The sequence below is a fragment of the Ferrimonas lipolytica genome (genome assembly GCF_012295575.1).
In the GTDB taxonomy this organism is placed as follows: Bacteria; Pseudomonadota; Gammaproteobacteria; order Enterobacterales; family Shewanellaceae; genus Ferrimonas; species Ferrimonas lipolytica.
This window is the reverse complement of record NZ_CP051180.1, coordinates 3,973,105-3,994,531: the sequence shown is the minus strand read 5'-3', so window position 1 is coordinate 3,994,531 and position 21,427 is coordinate 3,973,105. Positions and strand designations below refer to the sequence as shown.

General features: G+C 50.9%; 19 protein-coding genes and 6 tRNA genes. 7 read left to right on the top strand and 18 right to left on the bottom strand.

What is annotated here, in order from left to right; all coding sequences use genetic code 11:
• Nucleotides 1–13: 13 nt before the first annotated feature.
• The 13 genes from hfq to orn all read right to left on the bottom strand — a co-directional run bounded on the left by hfq (nt 14) and on the right by orn (nt 8,962).
• On the bottom strand, nt 14–304 hold the full coding sequence (hfq, locus tag HER31_RS18150; RefSeq protein WP_168662816.1) for an RNA chaperone Hfq: 291 nt from the start codon (nt 302–304) through the stop codon (nt 14–16).
• A 93-nt stretch (nt 305–397) separates the two neighbouring features.
• Nucleotides 398–1,327: a tRNA (adenosine(37)-N6)-dimethylallyltransferase MiaA gene (gene miaA / locus HER31_RS18145; protein WP_202983575.1), complete on the bottom strand. Its 930-nt coding sequence runs from the start codon at nt 1,325–1,327 to the stop codon at nt 398–400.
• A complete protein-coding gene (mutL, locus tag HER31_RS18140) occupies nt 1,324–3,165 on the bottom strand; it encodes a DNA mismatch repair endonuclease MutL (protein WP_168662813.1) in 1,842 nt (613 codons plus the stop codon). The genes miaA and mutL overlap by 4 nt, the downstream gene beginning before the upstream one ends.
• An 8-nt stretch (nt 3,166–3,173) precedes the next feature.
• Nucleotides 3,174–4,478, bottom strand: coding sequence for an N-acetylmuramoyl-L-alanine amidase (locus tag HER31_RS18135; RefSeq protein WP_420811023.1), 1,305 nt, complete (start codon nt 4,476–4,478; stop codon nt 3,174–3,176).
• Complete coding sequence (tsaE, locus tag HER31_RS18130) at nt 4,475–4,933, bottom strand: tRNA (adenosine(37)-N6)-threonylcarbamoyltransferase complex ATPase subunit type 1 TsaE (RefSeq protein ID WP_168662809.1); 459 nt, start codon at nt 4,931–4,933, stop codon at nt 4,475–4,477. Before tsaE ends, HER31_RS18135 begins: the two co-directional genes overlap by 4 nt.
• Nucleotides 4,930–6,396 (bottom strand): NAD(P)H-hydrate dehydratase, encoded by a 1,467-nt coding sequence (locus tag HER31_RS18125; protein ID WP_168662808.1) that lies wholly within the window; start codon nt 6,394–6,396, stop codon nt 4,930–4,932. Before HER31_RS18125 ends, tsaE begins: the two co-directional genes overlap by 4 nt.
• Nucleotides 6,397–6,851: 455 nt before the next feature.
• Nucleotides 6,852–6,927, bottom strand: a tRNA-Gly gene (locus HER31_RS18120).
• 137 nt (nt 6,928–7,064) lie between these two features.
• Nucleotides 7,065–7,140, bottom strand: a tRNA-Gly gene (locus HER31_RS18115).
• A 217-nt stretch (nt 7,141–7,357) separates the two neighbouring features.
• Nucleotides 7,358–7,433, bottom strand: a tRNA-Gly gene (locus HER31_RS18110).
• A 217-nt stretch (nt 7,434–7,650) separates the two neighbouring features.
• Nucleotides 7,651–7,726: transfer RNA gene (locus tag HER31_RS18105), tRNA-Gly, on the bottom strand.
• A 217-nt stretch (nt 7,727–7,943) separates the two neighbouring features.
• Nucleotides 7,944–8,019: transfer RNA gene (locus tag HER31_RS18100), tRNA-Gly, on the bottom strand.
• A 137-nt stretch (nt 8,020–8,156) separates the two neighbouring features.
• A tRNA-Gly gene (locus HER31_RS18095) sits at nt 8,157–8,232 on the bottom strand.
• Nucleotides 8,233–8,416: 184 nt separating this feature from the next.
• Complete coding sequence (gene orn / locus HER31_RS18090; protein WP_168662805.1) at nt 8,417–8,962, bottom strand: oligoribonuclease; 546 nt, start codon at nt 8,960–8,962, stop codon at nt 8,417–8,419.
• A gap of 124 nt (nt 8,963–9,086) precedes the next feature.
• Here orn and rsgA point away from each other — a divergent pair, with 124 nt between their 5' ends.
• From rsgA to bfr, 7 genes are all read left to right on the top strand, one after another.
• Complete coding sequence (rsgA, locus tag HER31_RS18085; protein WP_202983574.1) at nt 9,087–10,139, top strand: small ribosomal subunit biogenesis GTPase RsgA; 1,053 nt, start codon at nt 9,087–9,089, stop codon at nt 10,137–10,139.
• Between the two features lie 58 nt (nt 10,140–10,197).
• Entirely contained in the window at nt 10,198–11,025 is an 828-nt protein-coding gene (asd, locus tag HER31_RS18080) for an archaetidylserine decarboxylase (protein ID WP_168663448.1), read from the top strand.
• Between the two features lie 175 nt (nt 11,026–11,200).
• Nucleotides 11,201–14,368 carry a mechanosensitive ion channel domain-containing protein gene (locus HER31_RS18075; protein ID WP_168662801.1) on the top strand — a complete coding sequence of 1,056 codons (3,168 nt, stop codon included), beginning with the start codon at nt 11,201–11,203 and terminating at the stop codon, nt 14,366–14,368.
• A 13-nt stretch (nt 14,369–14,381) separates the two neighbouring features.
• The gene (locus HER31_RS18070; RefSeq protein ID WP_168662799.1) at nt 14,382–15,101 is read left to right on the top strand and encodes a glycerophosphodiester phosphodiesterase; all 720 of its coding nucleotides are present in this window, start codon (nt 14,382–14,384) and stop codon (nt 15,099–15,101) included.
• A complete protein-coding gene (locus HER31_RS18065) occupies nt 15,098–15,997 on the top strand; it encodes a D-2-hydroxyacid dehydrogenase (RefSeq protein ID WP_168662797.1) in 900 nt (299 codons plus the stop codon). The genes HER31_RS18070 and HER31_RS18065 overlap by 4 nt, the downstream gene beginning before the upstream one ends.
• Nucleotides 15,998–16,176: 179 nt before the next feature.
• Complete coding sequence (locus tag HER31_RS18060) at nt 16,177–16,368, top strand: bacterioferritin-associated ferredoxin (protein ID WP_168662795.1); 192 nt, start codon at nt 16,177–16,179, stop codon at nt 16,366–16,368.
• Between the two features lie 123 nt (nt 16,369–16,491).
• Nucleotides 16,492–16,974: a bacterioferritin gene (gene bfr, locus HER31_RS18055; RefSeq protein ID WP_168662793.1), complete on the top strand. Its 483-nt coding sequence runs from the start codon at nt 16,492–16,494 to the stop codon at nt 16,972–16,974.
• 67 nt (nt 16,975–17,041) lie between these two features.
• Here bfr and HER31_RS18050 read toward each other — a convergent pair whose 3' ends face one another.
• The 5 genes from HER31_RS18050 to epmA form a co-directional block, all read right to left on the bottom strand.
• Nucleotides 17,042–17,815: a metal ABC transporter permease gene (locus tag HER31_RS18050; RefSeq protein WP_420811005.1), complete on the bottom strand. Its 774-nt coding sequence runs from the start codon at nt 17,813–17,815 to the stop codon at nt 17,042–17,044.
• The gene (locus tag HER31_RS18045; RefSeq protein WP_168662791.1) at nt 17,812–18,723 is read right to left on the bottom strand and encodes a metal ABC transporter solute-binding protein, Zn/Mn family; all 912 of its coding nucleotides are present in this window, start codon (nt 18,721–18,723) and stop codon (nt 17,812–17,814) included. Before HER31_RS18045 ends, HER31_RS18050 begins: the two co-directional genes overlap by 4 nt.
• Nucleotides 18,707–19,873 (bottom strand): porin, encoded by a 1,167-nt coding sequence (locus HER31_RS18040; protein WP_168662789.1) that lies wholly within the window; start codon nt 19,871–19,873, stop codon nt 18,707–18,709. Before HER31_RS18040 ends, HER31_RS18045 begins: the two co-directional genes overlap by 17 nt.
• A 69-nt stretch (nt 19,874–19,942) precedes the next feature.
• Nucleotides 19,943–20,224, bottom strand: a complete 282-nt coding sequence (locus tag HER31_RS18035; RefSeq protein ID WP_168662787.1) for a DUF2946 family protein — start codon at nt 20,222–20,224, stop codon at nt 19,943–19,945.
• Nucleotides 20,225–20,332: 108 nt separating this feature from the next.
• Nucleotides 20,333–21,298: an elongation factor P--(R)-beta-lysine ligase gene (gene epmA, locus HER31_RS18030; protein WP_168662785.1), complete on the bottom strand. Its 966-nt coding sequence runs from the start codon at nt 21,296–21,298 to the stop codon at nt 20,333–20,335.
• Nucleotides 21,299–21,427 lie beyond the last annotated feature (129 nt).

Below are 21,427 nucleotides of genomic sequence, written 5' to 3'. Positions count from 1 at the left end.
CCTAATTGTTGTCTCAAGCGTGTGAATCGCCCTGTTCATGGTTACCGTAACCACCTTGCTGTGGTTGACCACCAGCAGCTGGGGCTTGGTTGCTCATGTTAAATGGGCGACCTGGTACCACAGTGGAAATTGCGTGTTTGTAAACCATTTGACTTACAGTATTCTTCAGGAGAATAACAAACTGGTCGAAAGACTCGATTTGGCCCTGAAGTTTGATCCCATTGACCAAATAAATAGATACTGGCACACGCTCTCTACGAAGCGCATTCAGAAACGGGTCTTGTAATGATTGCCCTTTAGCCATTCTGTCTTCCTTTTTAAATTTGTAATTTGATTAAACAGTTTATTGTCGGCGATAAGCGCATAAAAGCGCTAGTCTTTTATAGCCTAGACCACTTTACAAGGCTAATTTTGTCAGTACCTTGGATAGATTATCACCATCTCCGGATTCGAGCCAATCTAGTGCTTCCCAGCCCCTCAGCCAAGTCAATTGTCGCTTGGCTAATTGACGAGTTGCGGCTACCCCTTGTGCAATCATAGTATCTCTATCTACCTCACCGTGAAGATACGACCACATTTGTCGATATCCAACACAACGTATCGATGGCAGATCAACGCTAAGATCGCCGCGATCAATCAGCGCTTGCACCTCTTGTTCAAACGGCTGCTCCAACATCGCTAAGAACCGCTGCTCAATGCGTTGATGCAATACCGCCCGATCCGATGGTGCTATTGCAAACTGAGCATAGCGGTAAGGGCTCGGTGGTGCCTTGGTTTCCGTTAGCTCAGTCATCGATTTGCCGCTGACCCGATACACCTCCAATGCTCGCAGTAATCGCTGCGGGTCATTAGGATGGATCCGTTCTGCCGAAACAGGGTCGATCTGCTGCAATAATTGATGCATTGCATCCCAGCCATCGCGTTCCGCTTCAGCGTTAAGCTGTTCACGAATAACTTTATCGGCTGAAGGCAGAGGAGATAAACCCTCAATTAACGCCTTGAAATAAAGCATGGTGCCGCCAACCAACAATGGGATCTTGCCGTCGGCAACAATTTTAGCCATCTCTCGGTGTGCATCCGCGACAAAATCAGCAGCAGAATAGCTTTCCGACGGATCCAAAATATCAATCAGTCGATGCGGTGCTTGGGCCTGTTCTGCCACCGTAGGCTTAGCAGTTCCAATATCCATACCTTTGTATATGAGGGCGGAATCAACACTTATCAACTCCACCGGAAGGTGTTGTTTAAGGGCGATGGCCAAATCGGTTTTCCCCGATGCGGTTGGGCCCATTAAACAGATGGCCAAAGGCCGTGGATCAGTACTCACTCAGATTGCTCCAAAACGCTTTGCCACGGCAGCTCAATTGCTGCTGTTAGCAATAAATCTTGTTGTTGTTGGGGTAATTGTAGCCACAGTTGCGCGCCAGACTCACTTGGCTCACTCCATTGCGCTAGCCAGTTAGCCAACGCTTCATTGGTTGGGGTGTCGCCATCGAGCCACTGCAGTAGCTCCGCCATTATTTTGGTCAGGTCCCCATGCCGCAGTACTGCTGGTACGGTTTTCAATACTATCCGTTGATGTTGTTTACTCAGATCAACACCAAGTTGGCGCAGCAAGGTTTGGTGCCGTTCCAGCACCTGCAGCCAATTCACATCCGCCGGTAACGAGACCGGCAGCAGCAGTGGTTGCCCAACCAGTCCTTGCGGCAGTCGCTGCAGCAGGGACGCTTTCTGTACTGCCTGATGCAGCATTTGCATCGATACCAACTTCAAATGTTCGCCTTTACCAAACAGAACGGCGGTCTTATTCAATTGGGACAGCAACTGCCAACCATTTTCACTGCTGGTATTAACTTGTTGGTTGGCTAGGTTCGGTGTTTGCAGCAACTCACCGTAGCTATTGGTGGCGTCCAGTGATGGTTTTACCGCCATCGGCCGCAATGGTGCAGGGCGATAACCAACCCCGCTCTCTCTCGAGGACGAACTACCACCACCACTCGCCCCAAAACCACCGCCGCTACTGCCGTAACCAACATTGGTTTCAGCGACCTGTGCACGGTGCGAATAAGTCGCCTCATGTAAATCGGTGCCTGTCGCTGGCTGTTGCGGCGCAAAACTGGGGGTTTGCGGCTGCTGTTGTGTTAGTGCAGGCTCATCATTCAATAACGAGGTTCGCTGGCTTAATCCCTGCTGCAGCGCGGTCAGGATGAAGTCATGTACATAACGAGCTTGGTGAAACCGCACTTCATGCTTGGCTGGATGCACGTTAACGTCTACTTCATGAGGATCGACAGTTAGGTACAACACAAAGCCTGCTGCTTGCGCGACGCCCGCTTCTTCAAGAGCTTGCCGCACCGCATGATTAACTAGCTTATCTCGCACCACCCGCCCATTAACGTAGAAGTACTGTACTTCGCTAACACGGGCTTTATCGTCATCCAGCGCCAAGAACCCAGTTAACGCAAGATCATCATTTGAGCTACGCAGCATAAAGGCGCGATCAGCAAAAGCGCTGCCACAGATCGAAGCCAGCCGTTGCTGTCGTTGCCGATCATTGCGAGCTGGTCGATATTGACGCACCAACTTATCATTGTGACGCAGGCTGAAGTGAATCTCCTCTTTGGCCAAGGCAATCCGCTTCAACTGCTCTTCAATATGGGTAAATTCAGTTTTATCCGCTCGGAGAAAACGTCTACGTGCCGGCGTATTAAAAAACAGATCAACCACTTCAACCGTGGTGCCAACCGGGTGCGCGGTAGGTTGAACCTTAACCGCCATATCTCGACCTTCGGCGTATGCCTGCCACGCTTCGCTCGCGTCTTGTTGGCGAGAGCTTAGGGTCAACCTTGACACAGAGCTGATGGATGCCAGCGCTTCACCACGAAAACCGAAGCTTAGTATCGACTCCAGATCAGCCAAGCTAGCAACCTTAGAAGTAGCATGACGCGCTAGCGCCAGCTCCAATTCAGACTTGGCAATCCCTTTGCCGTTGTCACGGACGATAAGCGCCTTACTGCCGCCCTTTTCCACCTCGATATCGATCTTGGTCGCACCCGCATCAAGGCAGTTCTCAACCAGCTCCTTCACTACCGATGCTGGCCGTTCGACCACTTCACCGGCGGCGATCTGGTTTGCCAACTGCGGTGGCAAAATTTGAATGGCCATAGGGCCTCCTAGACTCGTGGAATCACCAGATTTTGGCCAATACGAATGGTATTGTTTTTAAGATGGTTGGCTTGTTTAAGTGCGGTTAGCGTTACCCCATAACGACGGGCGATAACAGACAATGACTCGCCCGAACTCACTTTATGAGTGCGTGTTTGTGCTAACCAGCTATCTCGGGGCGGGTTGCTTTTAAAGTAGTTGGTGATGGTCTTTTGCAGCGCATTCGCCAACCTATTTTGGTGGGCACTGGAACGTAGCATTTTTTCCTCTTTCGGGTTGGAGATAAAACCAACCTCGACCAGCAACGACACCAAATCTGGCGACTTCAACACCGCCAATGACGCCGCCTGCGGCTGCTTTTTATGCAGCTTAGTAAAGCCATTAAATTCACTCAAAATGTGCCCAGCTAAGGTATGACTTTCCGCCATATTATTCTGCCGAGCGAGGTCAACAATGGTGCGCTGCAGATCTTCATCACCTTGGCTCGATTCGGAGATAACCTCCCCGATACCACGCAGCTCCGAGAGCTTATCATCCTTCTCCAACCAGCGACCCATTTCGTTATTGGCACGTCCTAGTGACAGCACCCACACCGACGCACCACGAGGCTGAGGACTAGAGAATGCATCAGCGTGAATAGACACCAACAGATCCGCATCCGCTTGACGGGCCTGTTCGGATCGTTGATTCAAGCTAACAAAATAATCACCGCTACGGATCAATACCGCTCTAAAGCCTTTAGTCGCGTCGATTTTGGCCTTTAACTGCTTCGCAATCGGCAGCACAATATTCTTTTCGTAGATGCCAGATGGGCCGATCGAGCCTGGATCTTTACCACCGTGGCCGGCATCGATAGCAATCACAATATCGCGCCCGGGTTTTACCACCTGCGCTTTAGCCGCTTTACTGCTACTCGGGCTAACATCCACCACGAGTCGGTGCCCCACTTTCCCGCTGGGGCCTAACTTAAAGGCTTTATAGCTGGACGGATAAGCCATATCCAGTACCACCCGCAACTGCCCTTTTCCTGCCGGTTGTGAGGTACGGATCCGCTCAATGAGCTTGGTTTGCTTAGCCAGACCTTCGAGCTTGGTTTTGAGCGTGGTATTTTTTATATCAATAACAATACGATCTGGGCTGCTCAACCGCGAGGTCGTGAAGTTTGGCTTCTGACTTAGCTCAAACACCAATCGAGTCTTCTCAGCCGTCGCACTCAGGCGGGCAGAATTTACTTGGTTGGCCCAAGCAGAAACAGTAAACAGTCCAAGCAAGATCAAGCTCAGGGTACGCAGCAGCCGATTCATCGTTATTATTTAATTTTATTTACTAAGTTAATGCCTGCGTCAGTCTGGCCAGTAATAACCGCCTGACGACCCTCACCTTGATACTGGATCTCAATCACTAAATCCGGATCAGGCAATAAGCCATGTCCCCGCTCTGGCCATTCAATTAATGCCAACGTGTTGTTGGCAAAGTAATCACGGATTCCCATAAATTCAAGCTCTTCCGGATCCATAAGACGATAAAGATCAAAGTGATAGATCTGCATATCTTGCAGTTGGTATGGCTCAACTAATGCATAGGTAGGGCTTTTTACTGCTCCCACGTGGCCCAGTGCTTGGATGATCCCACGGGTTAACGTGGTTTTGCCTGCCCCTAAGTCACCGTGCAGATGGATCACCAGTGGCGCACTTACGTTAGCGGCCAACGCTTGGCCTAATGCTAATGTCGCCGCTTCATTAGCTAACTCGAATGCAACCTGAGTCATAGAGTTCCTTGATTTACCAGATACCGAATGTGTGGAAATAGATCTGAAGGTAACATGCCTTGCATGCCGTCTCGCGCCGCCCTATCCGCCGCTTCACCGTGCACCAAAACACCGCAGTACGCCGCATCGACTAATGTGAGGCCCTGCACCATCAAACCGGCGAGTATACCAGAAAGAACATCACCGCTGCCCCCACAAGCCAAGCCGGCATTACCAACAACGGCTAAGGCCCAACCCTCATCAGAACAAATGAGGGTGCCGCTGCCTTTGAGTACAACCACACCGCCGTAGCGTTGCTGCAACCTGTTAACTGCCGTGACCCGATCCGCTTCAATCTCAGCGGTGGTCACGCCCAGTAACCTTGCCGCCTCGGCGGGATGCGGAGTTAACAACCAGTTATCTCGACGCAGCGGTTGTTGGGCTAAGAGCGTCAGTGCATCCGCATCCACTAACAGTGGCAACTCGGACTGCAGTGCCTGTTGCCAAAGCGCTTGAGCCCAGGCATCTGTGCCTAAACCGGGCCCAATTGCCACGGCATCGGCCCAGCTTAAGCGTTCGCCAAGTTGGCGTTCAACCGGGAAGGCCATTATCTCAGGGCGAGCACTGACTATTGCCGTTACCGAACTATTGTCGCAACCAACGCTCACCATGCCGGTACCGCTTCGCAGTGCCGCTTCTCCTGCCAGCCTCGCTGCCCCCGCCATACCGCAGCCGCCGCCAATCAGCAGCAGTTTGCCATGATCACCTTTGTGACTAACCGCACTGCGAGTAGGTAATGCAGTGAATACCGACCGTTGCAGTAACCTTCCATCAGCACTTAAGCCTGCGCCCAACTGCAATGGCGCCAGAACGATCTCTCCAGCCACCGTAGCCGCTTTGCCTGTCAGTAAACCAACTTTGCAGCCGACAAACGTAATGGTGACGTCAGCCTTTACCGCAGCGGTTGCGATAGTACCGGTATCGCCATCTAAACCAGACGAAATATCAATGGCAAGAACAGGTTTGTTAAGTTGATTCAATTGCTTGATAACACGAGCTATTGCCGGTCGCAGCGGCCCTGAAAGCCCAGTACCAAGCAAGGCATCAACATAGATCTCTGCGTCGGGCCAAGCCCCAGCAAGATCGCTTATCTCGCCGCCTATCTCAAGCCAAGCCTGCTGCGCCTTCAACGCATCGCCACTCAGAGTAGTGGCATGCTGCAATAGCGCAACCCGATAACCTGCCAGCTTGGCATAACGCGCTAATACATAACCATCGCCAGCATTGTTACCACTGCCACACAGAACACAAATGTTGCTCTTACTAGGCCAACGCTTCCGCAGCAGTAAAAACGCTTGTTGCCCCGCTTGCTCCATGACCTGATAAAGCGCTAGCCCCAATTGCTTGGCAATTAATGGCTCTTGTTCGCGAATGGTCGAGGCGAGATTAACCTGCGGTGGCAGTGAACACAGATCGGCGCGCATAAGGGTACCTAACAGATTGCTATGAATCGGTTATATCAGAGCGTGGCCAACTTGAACAAGAAAGCTGCAACAATTGGGTTAAGGGAATGGTACGAATGAGCATCAATTTGGCCGTGTACCAACTAAGTGTTGTTCTTTCCAATGCCGTTAAAGCACTGGCTAGGCGAGTTTTGATACAAGGGGAAAGCACTACCGCCGTTGCTCTTGCGCCGCATTGGAGCAGTCCAGCGAAGCGTTTTGGACTGCGACCTAAGGCAAGGGGGATTCCAAAGGGGGTGGAGCTCCCGCTCTAATGCATACAAGAATGTGCCGTCGCCACCGCGACATAACCCTTAATAGTAATGCAATCGGTACAGCCGAAAGCTTGATATAAACCTCAACACTTAACTGTGACACCGCAATTAATTAGGCATGAAACGAAAAAAGCCTCCACTAGGGAGGCTTTTTTCTTTATTTGGAGCGGCACATGAGGTTCGAACTCATGACCTCGACCTTGGCAAGGTCGCGCTCTACCAACTGAGCTAGTGCCGCTTTAATCTGTGTTGCGTTTACTTAGTGTGAACCGCAGGCAGGTCGCGCTGCTAATTCTAACCACACTGAGCTAGGACCGCTTTAATCTATTTGGCTTGCGCCGATGCCTTGTTTGGTCAACAAAACACCTTAAAATTTGGAGCGGCACATGAGGTTCGAACTCATGACCTCGACCTTGGCAAGGTCGCGCTCTACCAACTGAGCTAGTGCCGCTTTAATCTGTATTGCGTCTACTTAGTGTGAACCGCAGGCAGGTCGCGCTGCTAATTCTAACCACACTGAGCTAGTGCCGCTTTAATCTGTGTTGCGTCTACTTAGTGTGAACCGCAGGCAAGTCGCGCTGCTAATTCTAACCACACTGAGCTAGAGTCGCTTTAATCTATTTGGCTTGCGCCGATGCCTTGTTTGGTCAACAAAACACCTTAAAATTTGGAGCGGCACATGAGGTTCGAACTCATGACCTCGACCTTGGCAAGGTCGCGCTCTACCAACTGAGCTAGTGCCGCTTTAATCTGTATTGCGTCTACTTAGTGTGAACCGCAGGCAGGTCGCGCTGCTAATTCTAACCACACTGAGCTAGTGCCGCTTTAATCTGTGTTGCGTCTACTTAGTGTGAACCGCAGGCAAGTCGCGCTGCTAATTTTAACCACACTGAGCTAGAGTCGCTTTAATCAATTTGGCTTGCGCCGATGCCTTGCTTGGTAAACAAAACACCTTAAAATTTGGAGCGGCACATGAGGTTCGAACTCATGACCTCGACCTTGGCAAGGTCGCGCTCTACCAACTGAGCTAGTGCCGCTTTAATCTGTGTTGCGTCTACTTAGTGTGAACCGCAGGCAGGTCGCGCTGCTAATTCTAACCACACTGAGCTAGGACCGCTTTAATCTGTGTTGCGTCTACTTAGTGTGAACCGCAGGCAAGTCGCGCTGCTAATTTTAACCACACTGAGCTAGAGTCGCTTTAATCAATTTGGCTTGCGCCGATGCCTTGCTTGGTAAACAAAACACCTTAAAATTTGGAGCGGCACATGAGGTTCGAACTCATGACCTCGACCTTGGCAAGGTCGCGCTCTACCAACTGAGCTAGTGCCGCTTTAATCTGTGTTGCGTCTACTTAGTGTGAACCGCAGGCAAGTCGCGCTGCTAATTCTAACCACACTGAGCTAGAGTCGCTTTAATCTATTTGGCTTGCGCCGATGCCTTGTTTGGTCAACAAAACACCTTAAAATTTGGAGCGGCACATGAGGTTCGAACTCATGACCTCGACCTTGGCAAGGTCGCGCTCTACCAACTGAGCTAGTGCCGCTTTAATCTGTGTTGCGTCTACTTAGTGTGAACTGCAGGCTGATCGCGCTGCTAATTCTAACCACACTGAGCTAGTACTGCATCACACGCTTAATTGAGCGACAGCTGTCGTCAAAAGCGAGGCCGCATTATAAGGCAAATCCTCATAGTGGCAACCCCTGAAAACGCATTTTTTTGCTAGTTGCTCAAATTTTAAAAACAGATTGGCGATAAAATACCAATTCAGCAATCGATTCTCGAATATCGTCTAGCGCTTGGTGCGAACCACTCTTAGTAAACTGCTCCATTACTTCTGGCTTCCAGCGGCGAGTCAGCTCTTTAATTGTGCTTACATCCAAGTAGCGGTAATGAAAGTAAGCCTCCAACTCAGGCATGTAATTCACTAAGAAGCGTCGATCTTGGCCAACGCTATTACCGCAAATCGGTGACTTCCCTGCCGGAACCCATTGCTCAAGGAATGCGATGGTTTGCGCCTGCGCCTCTTCAATACTGACACTGTCATTACGAATACGGTCAACTAATCCACTTTCACCATGAGTGCGAACATTCCACTCATCCATCTTGGCCAGTTCGCTTTCTGGCTGGTGCACGGCCAACACCGGCCCCTCCGCCAGAATGTTCAGCTGGCTATCAGTAACGATAGTGGCGATCTCGATAATCTTGTGGTCGATTGGGTCCAATCCGGTCATTTCCAGATCGATCCAGATTAGGTTATTTGGGTCTAGTGACATCAGGTTCTCGCCTCGCAGCCATTTTTTATCAGAACGTAGTATCATACGTGTTATTCAGATCAATATACCAAGTGAGCTAACGAGTTGCTCACTTGGTAGCATCCACAGGTTAGCTAGGAGCACCGTGAGCAAAGGCAAAAAGAAGCTGACCAAAGGTCAAACCCGCCGGATCCGCGCCAATCGCGATAAACGCCTATCCGGTAAGAAAGATGCCGTATGGGACAACGACCAGTTAGGTCCGCAGATTTGGGGACGGATCATCAGCCGTTTCGGCCAACACGCAGACGTTGAAACCCGCGAAGGTGAGGTGTTCCGCTGCAATTTGCGACGCACCATTGGTAGCGTGGTTGTTGGTGATGAAGTTGAATGGCGCCAAGGTAACGAGATCAATGCCGGCATTGCCGGTGTCGTTGAAGCGGTTCATCCCCGCCGCAGCGAGCTAAAGCGCCCTGATTACTACGATGGCTTAAAGCCCGTAGCCGCAAACATCGATCAGATGCTGATTGTTTCTGCTGTCGTGCCTGAATTATCGGCGATGATCATCGACCGCTACCTAGTGGCCGCAGAGGACACCGGTATCCCACCAATCTTGGTACTAAATAAGATCGATCTCCTCGATGATGAAGGCATGGCCGTGGTTCAACAGATCCTCGAACCGTACCGCGAGATTGGCTACCCAATCTATCTGGTGAGCTCGGATACCGGTGAAGGCATCGAGCAACTGCAAGAGATCCTTAAAAGCAACATCAGCATCTTTGTTGGCCAATCCGGTGTCGGTAAATCTTCCATCGTTAACAACTTGATGCCAGATTTGAACCTCGAAGTCGGTGAAGTGTCGGAAAACTCAGGCTTAGGTCAGCACACCACTACCACTGCTAAACTGTTGCGCTTCCCCGCTGGAGGCGATCTTATCGACTCACCAGGAGTTCGCGAGTTTGCCCTATGGCACTTAGAAGCAGAGCGCGTCACCTGGGGCTTTAAAGAGTTCCGCGATGTATTAGGCGGCTGTAAGTTCCGTGATTGTAAGCACGGGGACGATCCTGGTTGCGCTTTACGTCAGGCTGTGGAAGATGGCGTTATCAGCGTCCAACGCTTTGATAATTATCAGCGAATTTTAGAAACTATGGCGACAGACCGTTCAACAAGACACTTCGTTGATCCGTTAAACGCTAAATAAAATAATAAGAGGCAAGCTTGTGTCTTTAGACCAATTTAAAGTCAAACTGCAGTACGTTATGCCCCAGCATGGACTGTCCCGCTTAGTGGGCCGCTTTGCTGCAGCCAAATGCGGTAAGGTAACAACCGCCGCTATCGACTGGTTTATCAAACAGTACAACATCAACATGGATGAAGCGCTGATTGAGGACACCACTCAGTTTGAAACCTTTAATGACTTCTTCACCCGAGAGTTGAAGCCGGGTCTGCGCCCATTGATTGGTGACGACACCGTTCTAGTGCAACCAGTTGATGGCCGCGTTAGCCAAGTGGGACCAATTGATGGCAATCGCATCATTCAAGCCAAAGGCCATGATTACACGCTAGAAGCGTTATTGGGTGGTAACGCCAAGGATGCTGACCCATTCCGTAATGGCTCTTTCACTACTATTTACCTGTCACCACAAGATTATCACCGCATCCATATGCCGTTTGCCGGCACCTTGCGCAAAATGATCTACGTTCCCGGTGATCTGTTCTCGGTAAATCCATTAACCGCTGAAAACGTACCGAACCTATTCGCGCGCAATGAGCGTGTGGTGACCATCTTTGATACCGAATACGGCCCAATGGCAATGGTATTGGTTGGTGCGACTATCGTAGCCTCAATCGAAACCGTTTGGGCCGGTACCATCACCCCACCAACCGGTAAGATCATGAGCTGGGATTACCCAGAAGATGGCCTTGGTGCAATCAAACTAGAGAAAGGCGCAGAGATGGGCCGCTTTAAACTGGGCAGCACCATCGTTGCCTGCTTCGGCGAAGGGATGATCAACGAGTTTGTGGCGGGATTCACCCCAGGTGCAAAAACCCGTTTGGGTCAGATGATGGCGCAACCAAAACTGTAGTGACTGCGGTTACTCTAGATAATTTCACTAAGGAGGCTGACGCCTCCTTTTTTGTCTCTGCTGGTTCTATTTAATGGTGAGATTACTGCTAAAAATCCCGTTACAACAATAGTTTCATCGCTCCATCTCCGATAAAATCTGCACGATTCCCGGCCCTTAGACTAAGTTGTTCAACATGTGGCGCTTTTTACTGCTTTGCCTAATCACCTTGCTGACATTTTCCAGCTATGCTTCCGGCCCTCTATCGCTAGAGCGGCGGCTCAATCCGTTTGGGGTAGAACAAAGTAGTCAAGTTGCTGGCATTGAGCAGTGGCAACAGCAGATCTCTCAAGTCAGCCAACAGGGCAACGAACATAACCAACTGCTGCTTAGCTTTTCCGAACGATACAGCCAGCTGCAACAGCAGTTGCAACAACCACTGCCAACTAAGGTGGAGCTAAACCAAGATTTGAGCCAACAAAGCTCAATGACCCACAACCAGCTGCAGCAGTTAAAAACCAGCAGTCAGACTCAAACAGAGCAATTGGCACTGTTACGCCAACGTTTAAAGGCATTGCCCGATGCCCACCAGCAAGCCAATCAACAACTGCGACTGACACAACAGCAACCACCCAGTGATCTCAACACCACTAGAGAAAACTACTACAACACTCTAATTGCGACCCTTACTGCCGAGCAACAAGCGCTACCGCGACAGATCCAGTTATTGCAACTGCAACAACGGCTAGTGCAAAGCCAGCAGGCGGATCTAGAACTGCGTCTCACCAACATCAATCGCGCCAGTAACGAAGCTCGACGTCAGCAAAGTCGTGACGCAATTTCTTCCGCACACCAAGGCTTGCAACAAGATCTATCGTTGTCACGATTAAGTGAACAGAACGCTAATTACGCCCGAGCTTTAGCTCAAACAAACGGGCGCTTAGAGCAGATCAGCAGCCAATTGCTTAACAGCGAACAGCTGCATCAAAGCTTATCGATGGAGTACAACGAAACCCGTGAACAGTTAAACTGGGATAGCACCAGTGCGGTTGTCGGCCAAGCATTGTTGCAACGACTAAACCGACTTGAGCGCAGTAAACCCGCCCCACTTAATGCTGAAATAGTTACCCAATCTCGGCTCAATCGTTACGACTACGAGCAGCAACGGGAACAACTTCAACGCCAGTTGCAGCAAACCGATAGGCCCAAGTCCGAATTAAAATTACTGCAACGCCAATACCAGCTACTGCAACAATTGCTGCAAGCTAATGAGCAACTCACGGTTGACTTCAGCCGCCTCCAACTGCAACAAAGTCAGCTATTGACCCTCAATGAGCGTTACCAAACACTTATCACCGAAAACCTGTTGTGGTTGCCAAACGCCCAGCCAGCTAACGGTAAGATGCTAATACAGGTGATGTTTAGCATCGACTGGCTGCTTAGCAATGAACGCTGGAAAGAGCTGGAGCAATCGCGCCTAAATAACATCGTGTGGTGGTCGTGGTGGCTGCTGTTAACTGTTGTGGTAATGGTGGTGATTGATCTCAGTCGCCACCGAGTTGATAGGCTCCGCGAACAACAAGCCCGATTTGTCGGTAACGTAACCCAAGATAAATTCCGCGCCTCCCTTCATGCGCTGGGACTAGCTGCGGTCTATTCAGTATTGCTGCCTGCACCGCTGTGGGCTGCAGGGGTAATCTTCTTCTTCGGCGAGGGGCCAAACTTCGCCCACGCCTTTGGTGCTGGTTTGCTCGGACTTGCGGTCGTGGCCCAGTTCTACTCCTTTCTCCATCACCTCTCGTTGCCGCAAGCGCTGCTAGTGGCACATTTTCGACGCAATGCACCGTTGGTTGCCACGGTACGGCGCTTTCTCACCAAGATGCACCTAATTGGCGCACCACTGGTGTTTACTGTTGCTATGACCCACTTTATCGAGCTGCCGCAACTACCAGAGAGCTTGGGCCGTACCGCCTTTATTGGCCTGTGTTTGCTGCTAAGCTACACCTACCGTCGCTTAGCCAAATACTCAGAGCAGTACCACCATTTCCACGGTTATAGCGACACCAACCGCGCTCTGCTCGAGACCTTCATGTGGTTTGTGCTGATGGTGCTGCCATTAGTCTCCATCGGTTTAGCCCTGCAGGGCTTCTACTACAGCGCCCAACAGGCGTTAGGTCAGGCACAGTTAACCGTTACCGTTGGTGCGACCTACATGCTGACCTACCTGATGGTGAAACGGCGCATCTTGATTGAGCGCCGTCGCTTACAGCTGGCACAGGCTCGAGCTAAACGAGCAGAGCTGCTGGCGCAACGGGAGAAAGACAAAACCGACAGCGCCATTACCGATGTCACCCTCGATCTGCCGGAAGAGCAACCGATTGATCTGGACACCATCTCCACCCAGTCATTGGGGTTAATCCGCTCGGTGTTGTTGCTGGCCTTTGCGTTCTCGCTGGTTGCCCTATGGGCCCAAACCCATCCGGCGGTATTCAGCTTCCTCGATTCAATTACCCTCTACTCCAGCACTCAAGTTGTCGGTGGGATAGAGCAACAGGTGCCGATCACTTTCAAGTCGTTAATTGCTGCAGCGCTCATTGGTGGCTTTAGCTATCTAATTGCCCGCAACCTGCCTGGCCTACTAGAGCTTGTGATCCTGCAACGACTCGAGCTCAGTCCCGGTACCGGCTTTGCTATCTCCACCGTCAGTAAGTACCTAGTCTATCTGTTCGGCACCATCGCCACCTTCTCTGCCCTCGGCTTGTCATGGAACCAAATGCAGTGGCTGATTGCGGCGCTAACTGTTGGTTTAGGCTTTGGTTTACAAGAAATTTTTGCCAACTTTATCTCCGGTTTAATCATCCTATTTGAAAAACCGATCCGCATCGGCGATACCGTGACTATTCGCGATCTCACCGGCACCGTTTCAAAAATCCAGATCCGCGCAACCACGATCGTCGATTGGGATCGCAAAGAGATCATCGTTCCTAACAAAGCTTTCATTACCGAGCAGTTGGTCAACTGGTCGCTGTCTGATGCAATTACCCGGGTGATCCTAAAGGTATCGGTGGCGCGAGAATCAGATCCTGCCTTGGTCGATGCAGTTCTGCACCAAGCTGTGAGCGAAGCGCCATTGGCATTACAGCAACCAGCACCGGAGATCTTCTTTGATGGTTTCACCGGCCACACCCAAAACTTTGAGGTGCGGGTCTATGCCGATGAGATGGCCAAACGCTGGCCGCTGCGCCACGATCTACACATGCGCATCAATACCAAATTCAAAGATGCTGGCATTGTGATGGCATATCCGCAGATGGACTTGCACATCAATAACGAAGTGAAAGACACTGGCCTTATTCGCAACTAAGTGCAGTCTATAGATGAAGATAATTGCCCATCGCGGTGCCTCTGGCGAAGCACCAGAAAACACTTTAGCGGCAATGGCATTAGCCATTGAGCAAGGTGCTGACGCCATCGAAATCGATGTACATCTTTGCCAAAATGAACTGGTAGTGATCCACGATCATCACGTCGATAAGACCACAAGCGGTACTGGTCCGGTACTCGATTACAGCTTAGCGGAGCTGCAACAACTGGATGCAGGCCAAGGCCAACGCGTACCAACCCTGTGGCAGGTATTAAAGCTGGCTGCCGGCAAAATGGAGTTTAATATCGAGCTCAAGGGCCATGGTTGCGACCAACCCTTACCCGAGCTATTACAACGGGCCATCGACGAACTGGGTTATCGCCCGGAGCAGTTCATCATCTCCTCGTTCCATCACCCGATGTTGGCACGCTTTCATCGCAACGCACCGCAATATGCCATCGGCGCATTGACCGCTTGCTGCCCGCTCGATTTAGCCAAGTTTGCCACTGACTTAGATGCCAACACCCTGCACGTCGAAGCGGAGATGGTCAGTAAAGAGCTGATAGCCGACGCCAAACAGCGCGGGCTGCCAGTATACGTTTACACCGTCGACCGGCCAAAAATGCTCAACGAGCTAAAACAACTAGGAGTGGATGGAGTCTTCACCAACTATCCCCAGCGCAGCCGGCAGCACCTTCAACAACATCACCAGACACAAGGGTGGAACACATGATTTGCATCCTTTCTCAACGTCACTTCGAACGTTATAAAAAGCGGTTGGCACTGCACAATATTGATGTGTGCGACGATCCCAGTTGTTGTGATATTTGGTTGGCAGAACCAGCATTAGCAGCAAAGGCGCTACGCCAAAGGCATCAACCGGAATGGATCGCCAGTGTTTATGCTGGGGTTGATGCATTGATTGCCGCCGATCTACCGCGCAACTATCAGCTCACCAATATCCGCCAAGTGTTTGGCCCATTAATGACCCAATATGTTTTTGCCCATTTACTCAGCCGAATGCGCCACCTGCCCCGTTATGTTGAAGCGCAGCGACAGCAGTTGTGGCAACCTAAGGGCTACGATAGCCTTGCCAATCAAACCATGGTCATTGTCGGCACCGGCAACATTGGTCAGCAGATTGCTACAGTAGCCACCGCCTTTGGCATGCAGGTAATTGGCGTAAACACCGATGGCCGCGATATCTCTGGGTTTGAGCGCTGTTTCGCCACTACCCAGCTCCATGAGGCAATGAGTTGCGCCGATGTAGTGGTGTCTATCTTGCCTAGCACAACCCACACCACTGCGTTATTTAATCAACACAGCTTCGCCACCATGCAGCCTCACGCCGGTTTTATCAACGTAGGTCGTGGCAATAGCGTGGATATCGATGCCCTGATAACCGCCCTAACCACACAGCAACTGGGCTTTGCGGTATTGGATGTATTTGAACAGGAGCCACTGCCGGCAGACTCTCCACTATGGCATTGCCCAAACCTCACCATAACTCCCCATGTCGCCGCTGCCAGCTTTCCTGAGCAAGTGGTCGGTCAATTTGTCGAAAACCTGCAGCGCTACCAACAACAGCAGCCATTACAACACCTAGTTGACCTCAATAAAGGTTACTGAAGCTGCTGCTTTTAGCTCCCGCTTCTTCGAGCCATTGTGCGTAACCTCACAATGGCGAAAATTTTATTTCCTTAGTTTTCAATACATAGAGATTTAGGCCCAAAAGCCAATTGGACATGCGAATCGTTTGCATTTACAGTCCATCCATAAGCTAGATACTCTCACTTGGAACTAACACGATGTACATCTGCGTTTGCTTTGGCGTAACCGACACTCAGATCAAACAAGCCATTGAAAATGGTGCCACTGATCTTAAAGCCCTACAGGCTGAGCTAAATGTGGGTAGCCAATGTGGCAAGTGCATCCGAACGACGCTTGAAATGATGGAGCAAACCAAAGACTTAGAACCAAACTACTACCAAGCCGCTTAATCTCAGCCTACTTACTGTAAGCAGAGTCCTACCCCCTATCACGCGCGGTTTACCGTGCGCGGCTTGCTACATTCCAAATCCTCTGCCATTTTTTAATCACCAACTCGGAATAGGTGATCTGAAATGAAGGCCGATCCAAAAGTCATCGCGTGCCTAAACAAGGTGCTAGGCAATGAACTGATTGCAATCAATCAATACTTTCTCCACGCTCGAATGTACAAAGATTGGGGGTTGTTAAAGCTCGGCGACTACGAATACCACGAATCCATCGACGAAATGAATCACGCCGACTGGTTGATTGAGCGAATTCTATTTTTAGAAGGGCTACCCAACTTGCAAAGCTTGGGTAAGCTGCGGATCGGCGAGCACACCAAAGAGATGCTCGAATGCGATCTTAACCTCGAGATGGACGCCATTCCTGACCTGCGTGATGGCATTGAATATTGTGAACAGGTGCGTGATTACGTCAGCCGCGATCTGTTTCAGAAGATCCTCGACTCAGAGGAGGAGCACGTTGATTGGCTCGAGACCCAACTAGAGCTAATAAACAAAGTTGGCATCGAGAATTACCAACAAAGCCAAATGGGCGATCAGCCTGCTGGGTAATTCCGTTAGATAAATCAACAACAGCGGCACAATGGCCGCTGTTGCTAACTCGTTGCCGCAGCAGTGTTTATAGTGTTACCCGTCGCTCATCGCGGCATAGGCATACCAGCAACCGCGCAAGCAGTGCCACTGCCACCAAGCTTGCGACAATGGTCGCACCCGAGGGCAGATCCCAACACGCCGAAAGTCCTAGTCCAACGAGGTACCCCGCCAATCCAACGCCATAACCACTAAACAAGGCTCGACTGCCATCCATTCGATTTACCGCAAGTGCAGGCAGGATTAAACTGGCAAACACCAGATAAACTCCAACTAGCTGCACCGAGAAGGTTATCATCAGTGCGAACAGTGGATAAAAACCACGGCCACTGAGTAGCGTAGGTCGCCACCATAACAACAGCAACACCACTCCAGTGGCAACGCTAGGCCATAACAGCGCATCCCAATCGGTCCATAAGATCTGCCCCGATAGCAGTTGCTTTAGCAGTTCTCCACCGTGAGGATCATTGGCCAACAGTAGCATTGCCGCCACTGCCGCCAGCACGTAGAGGCAACCGATCATCGCCTCTAGCTCAGCCTTTGCCACCCGCTCAAGCCAGGCGATAAGCGCAGCACCAGCAATGGCAAAGAGTAATGGCAGCCACCAGCCAACCCCAACGAGATGCTCGAGCTGATGGGAGGTGTTAGCTAGCACCGCCCCCAATGCCGCGATCTGAGCAATGGCCAAGTCGATAAAGATAATCCCTCGAGCCAACACCTGTCGCCCCATCACCACATGACTTGCCAACACCAGCACTCCAGCAGCGAGCGCTGGTAATAAGATGCTTAGCATATCCATCATGATGAAGGCACCGCTAACAACTTATCTAGTACGCTGTCGTAAAGCTCAAATAAGCTATCGATACCATCAACACCGGGACCAAAAGGCAACTGTAACGCGGTAACGTCTGTTCGCTTGGCTAACCAATTAACCCCTCTATTGTCCTGATAACCCGTGTATATCAAAGCCAATGGTGGCGTTGCTTGCACCTGTTGCAGCAGCGAACTCAAATGCGCGCTAGTCGGTGGCAGACCAGGTTTGGGCTCTAAGTTGCCCACCTGCTCCATCCCAAGCCAGTCGAACAGATACATAAAACTACTGTGATAGGCGATCACCTGTTTACCTTGCAACGGCTTAGCTTTTAGCTGCCACTGCTGCTGCGCTTGTTGCCAACGGCTGGCGAACAACTGCCACTGTTGCTGATAGGCCTCGGCATTATCAGAATCAATCGACATTAAGCGGTCACGCAAAGCAGCTGCAACCTGCTCAATTCGCTGAGGTGAGAAATGCATGTGCGGATTACCACCAGCATGGATATCCCCCATACTGCGATCCACCTTGTCAGGTACTCCAAGCGGTTCAATGTAGTCCATGGCATAGAACATGCCAGCATTGCCATCTCGAACCTGCGGGTTATTGGCCTTCATCTGCAACATCGGCAACCAGCCCACCTCCAACTCAGCACCAGCGCAGATCGCAAGATCCGCTTGGCGCAGTTTAGCGATCAAACTGGGACGAGCCTGAACATGGTGAGGATCCTGCAATGCCGAGGTCGCGCTAAAGATGGTTGCTGCTGGTGCCAGCTCCTGCGCCAAGGCAGCGTACTCAGGTTCACAGGCAAATATTTTCAGAGCTAGCGCTTGTGGACTCAGCATTAAGCCAGTGATAACAACTGCACTCAGCAAGGATAAATTAGAATTGGTGCGCACCGTGAGCTCCTAATGCCATGATGAATTGCAGCGAGATAATCTGATCATCTTTTGAATCAAACAGCTCATCGTCAATGTCACTGTACTGCAGACGAATCGTTGAGAAATGGCTGTGGTGCCACGCCACCATAAAGTCAGTCTCCTTCACCTTACCTGATTCAATGTGCAGCTCATGCTCTCCTTCGTGCTCCTCTTCATGCGCCATCGCCGCATCGAGTTCGCCATAGCGCAAACCGACAGACCAATTAGGATTGACTTGGTATACCGAAGAGAGGTACCAACCACTATGATCATCAGGTAAACCGGCTTCATCCTCTTGGTACAAATCTTCTAATTGTAAGTACTCAGCGGATACGGTCAGGTAGTTGTTTTTGTAATTACCATTTGGTGCCCATTTGTATACAGCATCAACGCCGTACAGGGTTTCACCACTGAAAGTGGCGCCGTGGTTGTGGCCGCTCTCTTCATCTTCATCATGCTCATGTTCCTCCTCTTCATGCTCCTCTAAAGAGGCTTCGCCATTGGCGTTGTGAAGGTAGGAAAGGCCAAGCTGCCAGCTGTGGCTGGTGCCAATATCGCCACCAAACTTGGTGTAGGCGTGGTAAACCCCAACGCTATCAGGATCTTCGAACTCATCGGCCTGCAACGATTCACCATCAAAGGCTTCGATGCCCAAAGTCCAGTAGGTGTCTGTCGGCGCCACCCAATTAAGGCGCACCCCATCATCAAAGTAGTGGCCGCCCAGAAAGGCACGGTACACCACTGGACGCTCCACAAAGGCATCACTGTGCAGATGCTGATTGTTGAGGTAACCAAAGTCAGCCAAGAAACGACCGGCACGAACAGAAAAACCAGCTGGCAGCGCCAGCGTTTGAATAAAGGCCTCTTCTAATTCCACCTCAGTATCGCTGTCTTGCGTGGCAATCACCGTGGTTAACTTACCGTAGAACAAATCATCGATGCTCCCCGACAATGCTAGCTCAGTTTCACCTAAGCCAAAGCCATCTTCGCGGCTGCCCAGCGCGCGCTCGCCATCTTGATAGTACCCATCTAGCACCACACTGATCGCAGGTAAGGTCACTTCAACCGCTGAAACAGAGGTAGCCAAAGACGCCAGCACGATGCCAGCAGTAATGTTATTAATGCGCATTTAATCTTTTCCTTAATTCCACAAAATATCTCGCCGTAACGACGATAAAACTGTCCTTATGAGATGGAATTAAGGGTGTGGTGGGGCGCGAATGGCGTAACGGTAACTGTTGCGAAGCGGGACGTCATTGCAGTAACGCGGACTGTTTTGTATGGCGCTTGCCTCGGGGGTGGGAACCACCGAGGAGTGGGTAACAACGGAGCTGAAGTTGTCGTGTTGTTGGCACCACTCACAAACGCTGTTGCTATGGTGGTGGCCGCTGATGTGGGATGCAGCGTGAACCTGAGTTGCCAGCGATAACGCTAGCACCCACAAGATCATCAACGGCAATACAACACGGTGCAACAACATAAGAGGCTAAGACCATACAATTTTGGCTTAGCCTACCCATTGCCAATGTAAACAACAAGTACAAAGATGTTGCGATTGTAACTGTAAGTTAAGGCTTGCTCTAACTACCTACGCGCGGGAGACAGGAAACGCCGTTACCTGCTCGATGTGATCAACGCCAATGCCCAACATCAACAAACGGTCTATCCCCAGTGCAACCCCAGCGCAATCCGGTAAGCCGTGGCGTAACGCAGCAATCAGGTTGTGATCGATAGGCTTGGCAGGCAGCCCCAGTGCAACTCGGTCACGATTATCTTGCTCAAACCGCGCTAACTGTTCATCGGCATCCGCCAGTTCGTAAAAGCCATTAGCCAACTCAATCGCCTTAAAGTACACCTCAAATCGCCCAGCAACACGGGGGTCATCTGGGTTGATCCGCGCTAATGCCGCTTGATTGGCAGGGAAGTCAAACACCATTAGGGGCACGGTTTGGCCAATCGTTGGTTCAATCACCATCGAGAACAGCATTTGTTGCAATGGCGCGGCTGTGGTTTCAGTCTGAGCAATATCAGCCAGGCCATGTTTGGCACACTCCTGCTGTAGCTCAGTTACCGAAGCACTCAGCGGATCAAGCCCAAGTGCATCAATAAATACCTGTTGATAGCTCTTCTTCTCGGGCTCTCCGCAGCCAAGCGTTAGCCGCAATAGCTGCGCCATCTCTACCATCAAATCGTGTTCGTTAAAGCCGACTCGATACCACTCCAGCATCGTAAATTCTGGGTTGTGATAACGGCTCGACTCCTCGTTGCGGAAACTCTTGCCGATCTGATAGATGCAACCGGAACCCGCGCAAAGCAGCCGCTTCATATGGAACTCTGGCGAGGTCATCAGATGCAGTGGCAAACCTTGTGACGCACCGGGGCCAACGAAGGTAGTTTCAAAGCTATAAAGGTGCGGGTCCGTAACTGCCGCTTGGCTCATTGCCGGCGTATCCACCTCCAGCACATCGCGCTCAGCAAAAAACTGCCGGATCTGTGCCAACAAGTGCCCGCGCTGACGCAACTGAGCCATATCTGCGGTTGGTTGCCAACTCATTAATCAATCTCCATTACCCACCAATTAACAGCACCCAGCTCTAAGGTAAGATGGCTAAAAGTGCCTCACAATACTTAAGTAGCACAAACAAAAAGAGCGGGCCTAAGCCCACTCTCTAAATCGTACAAC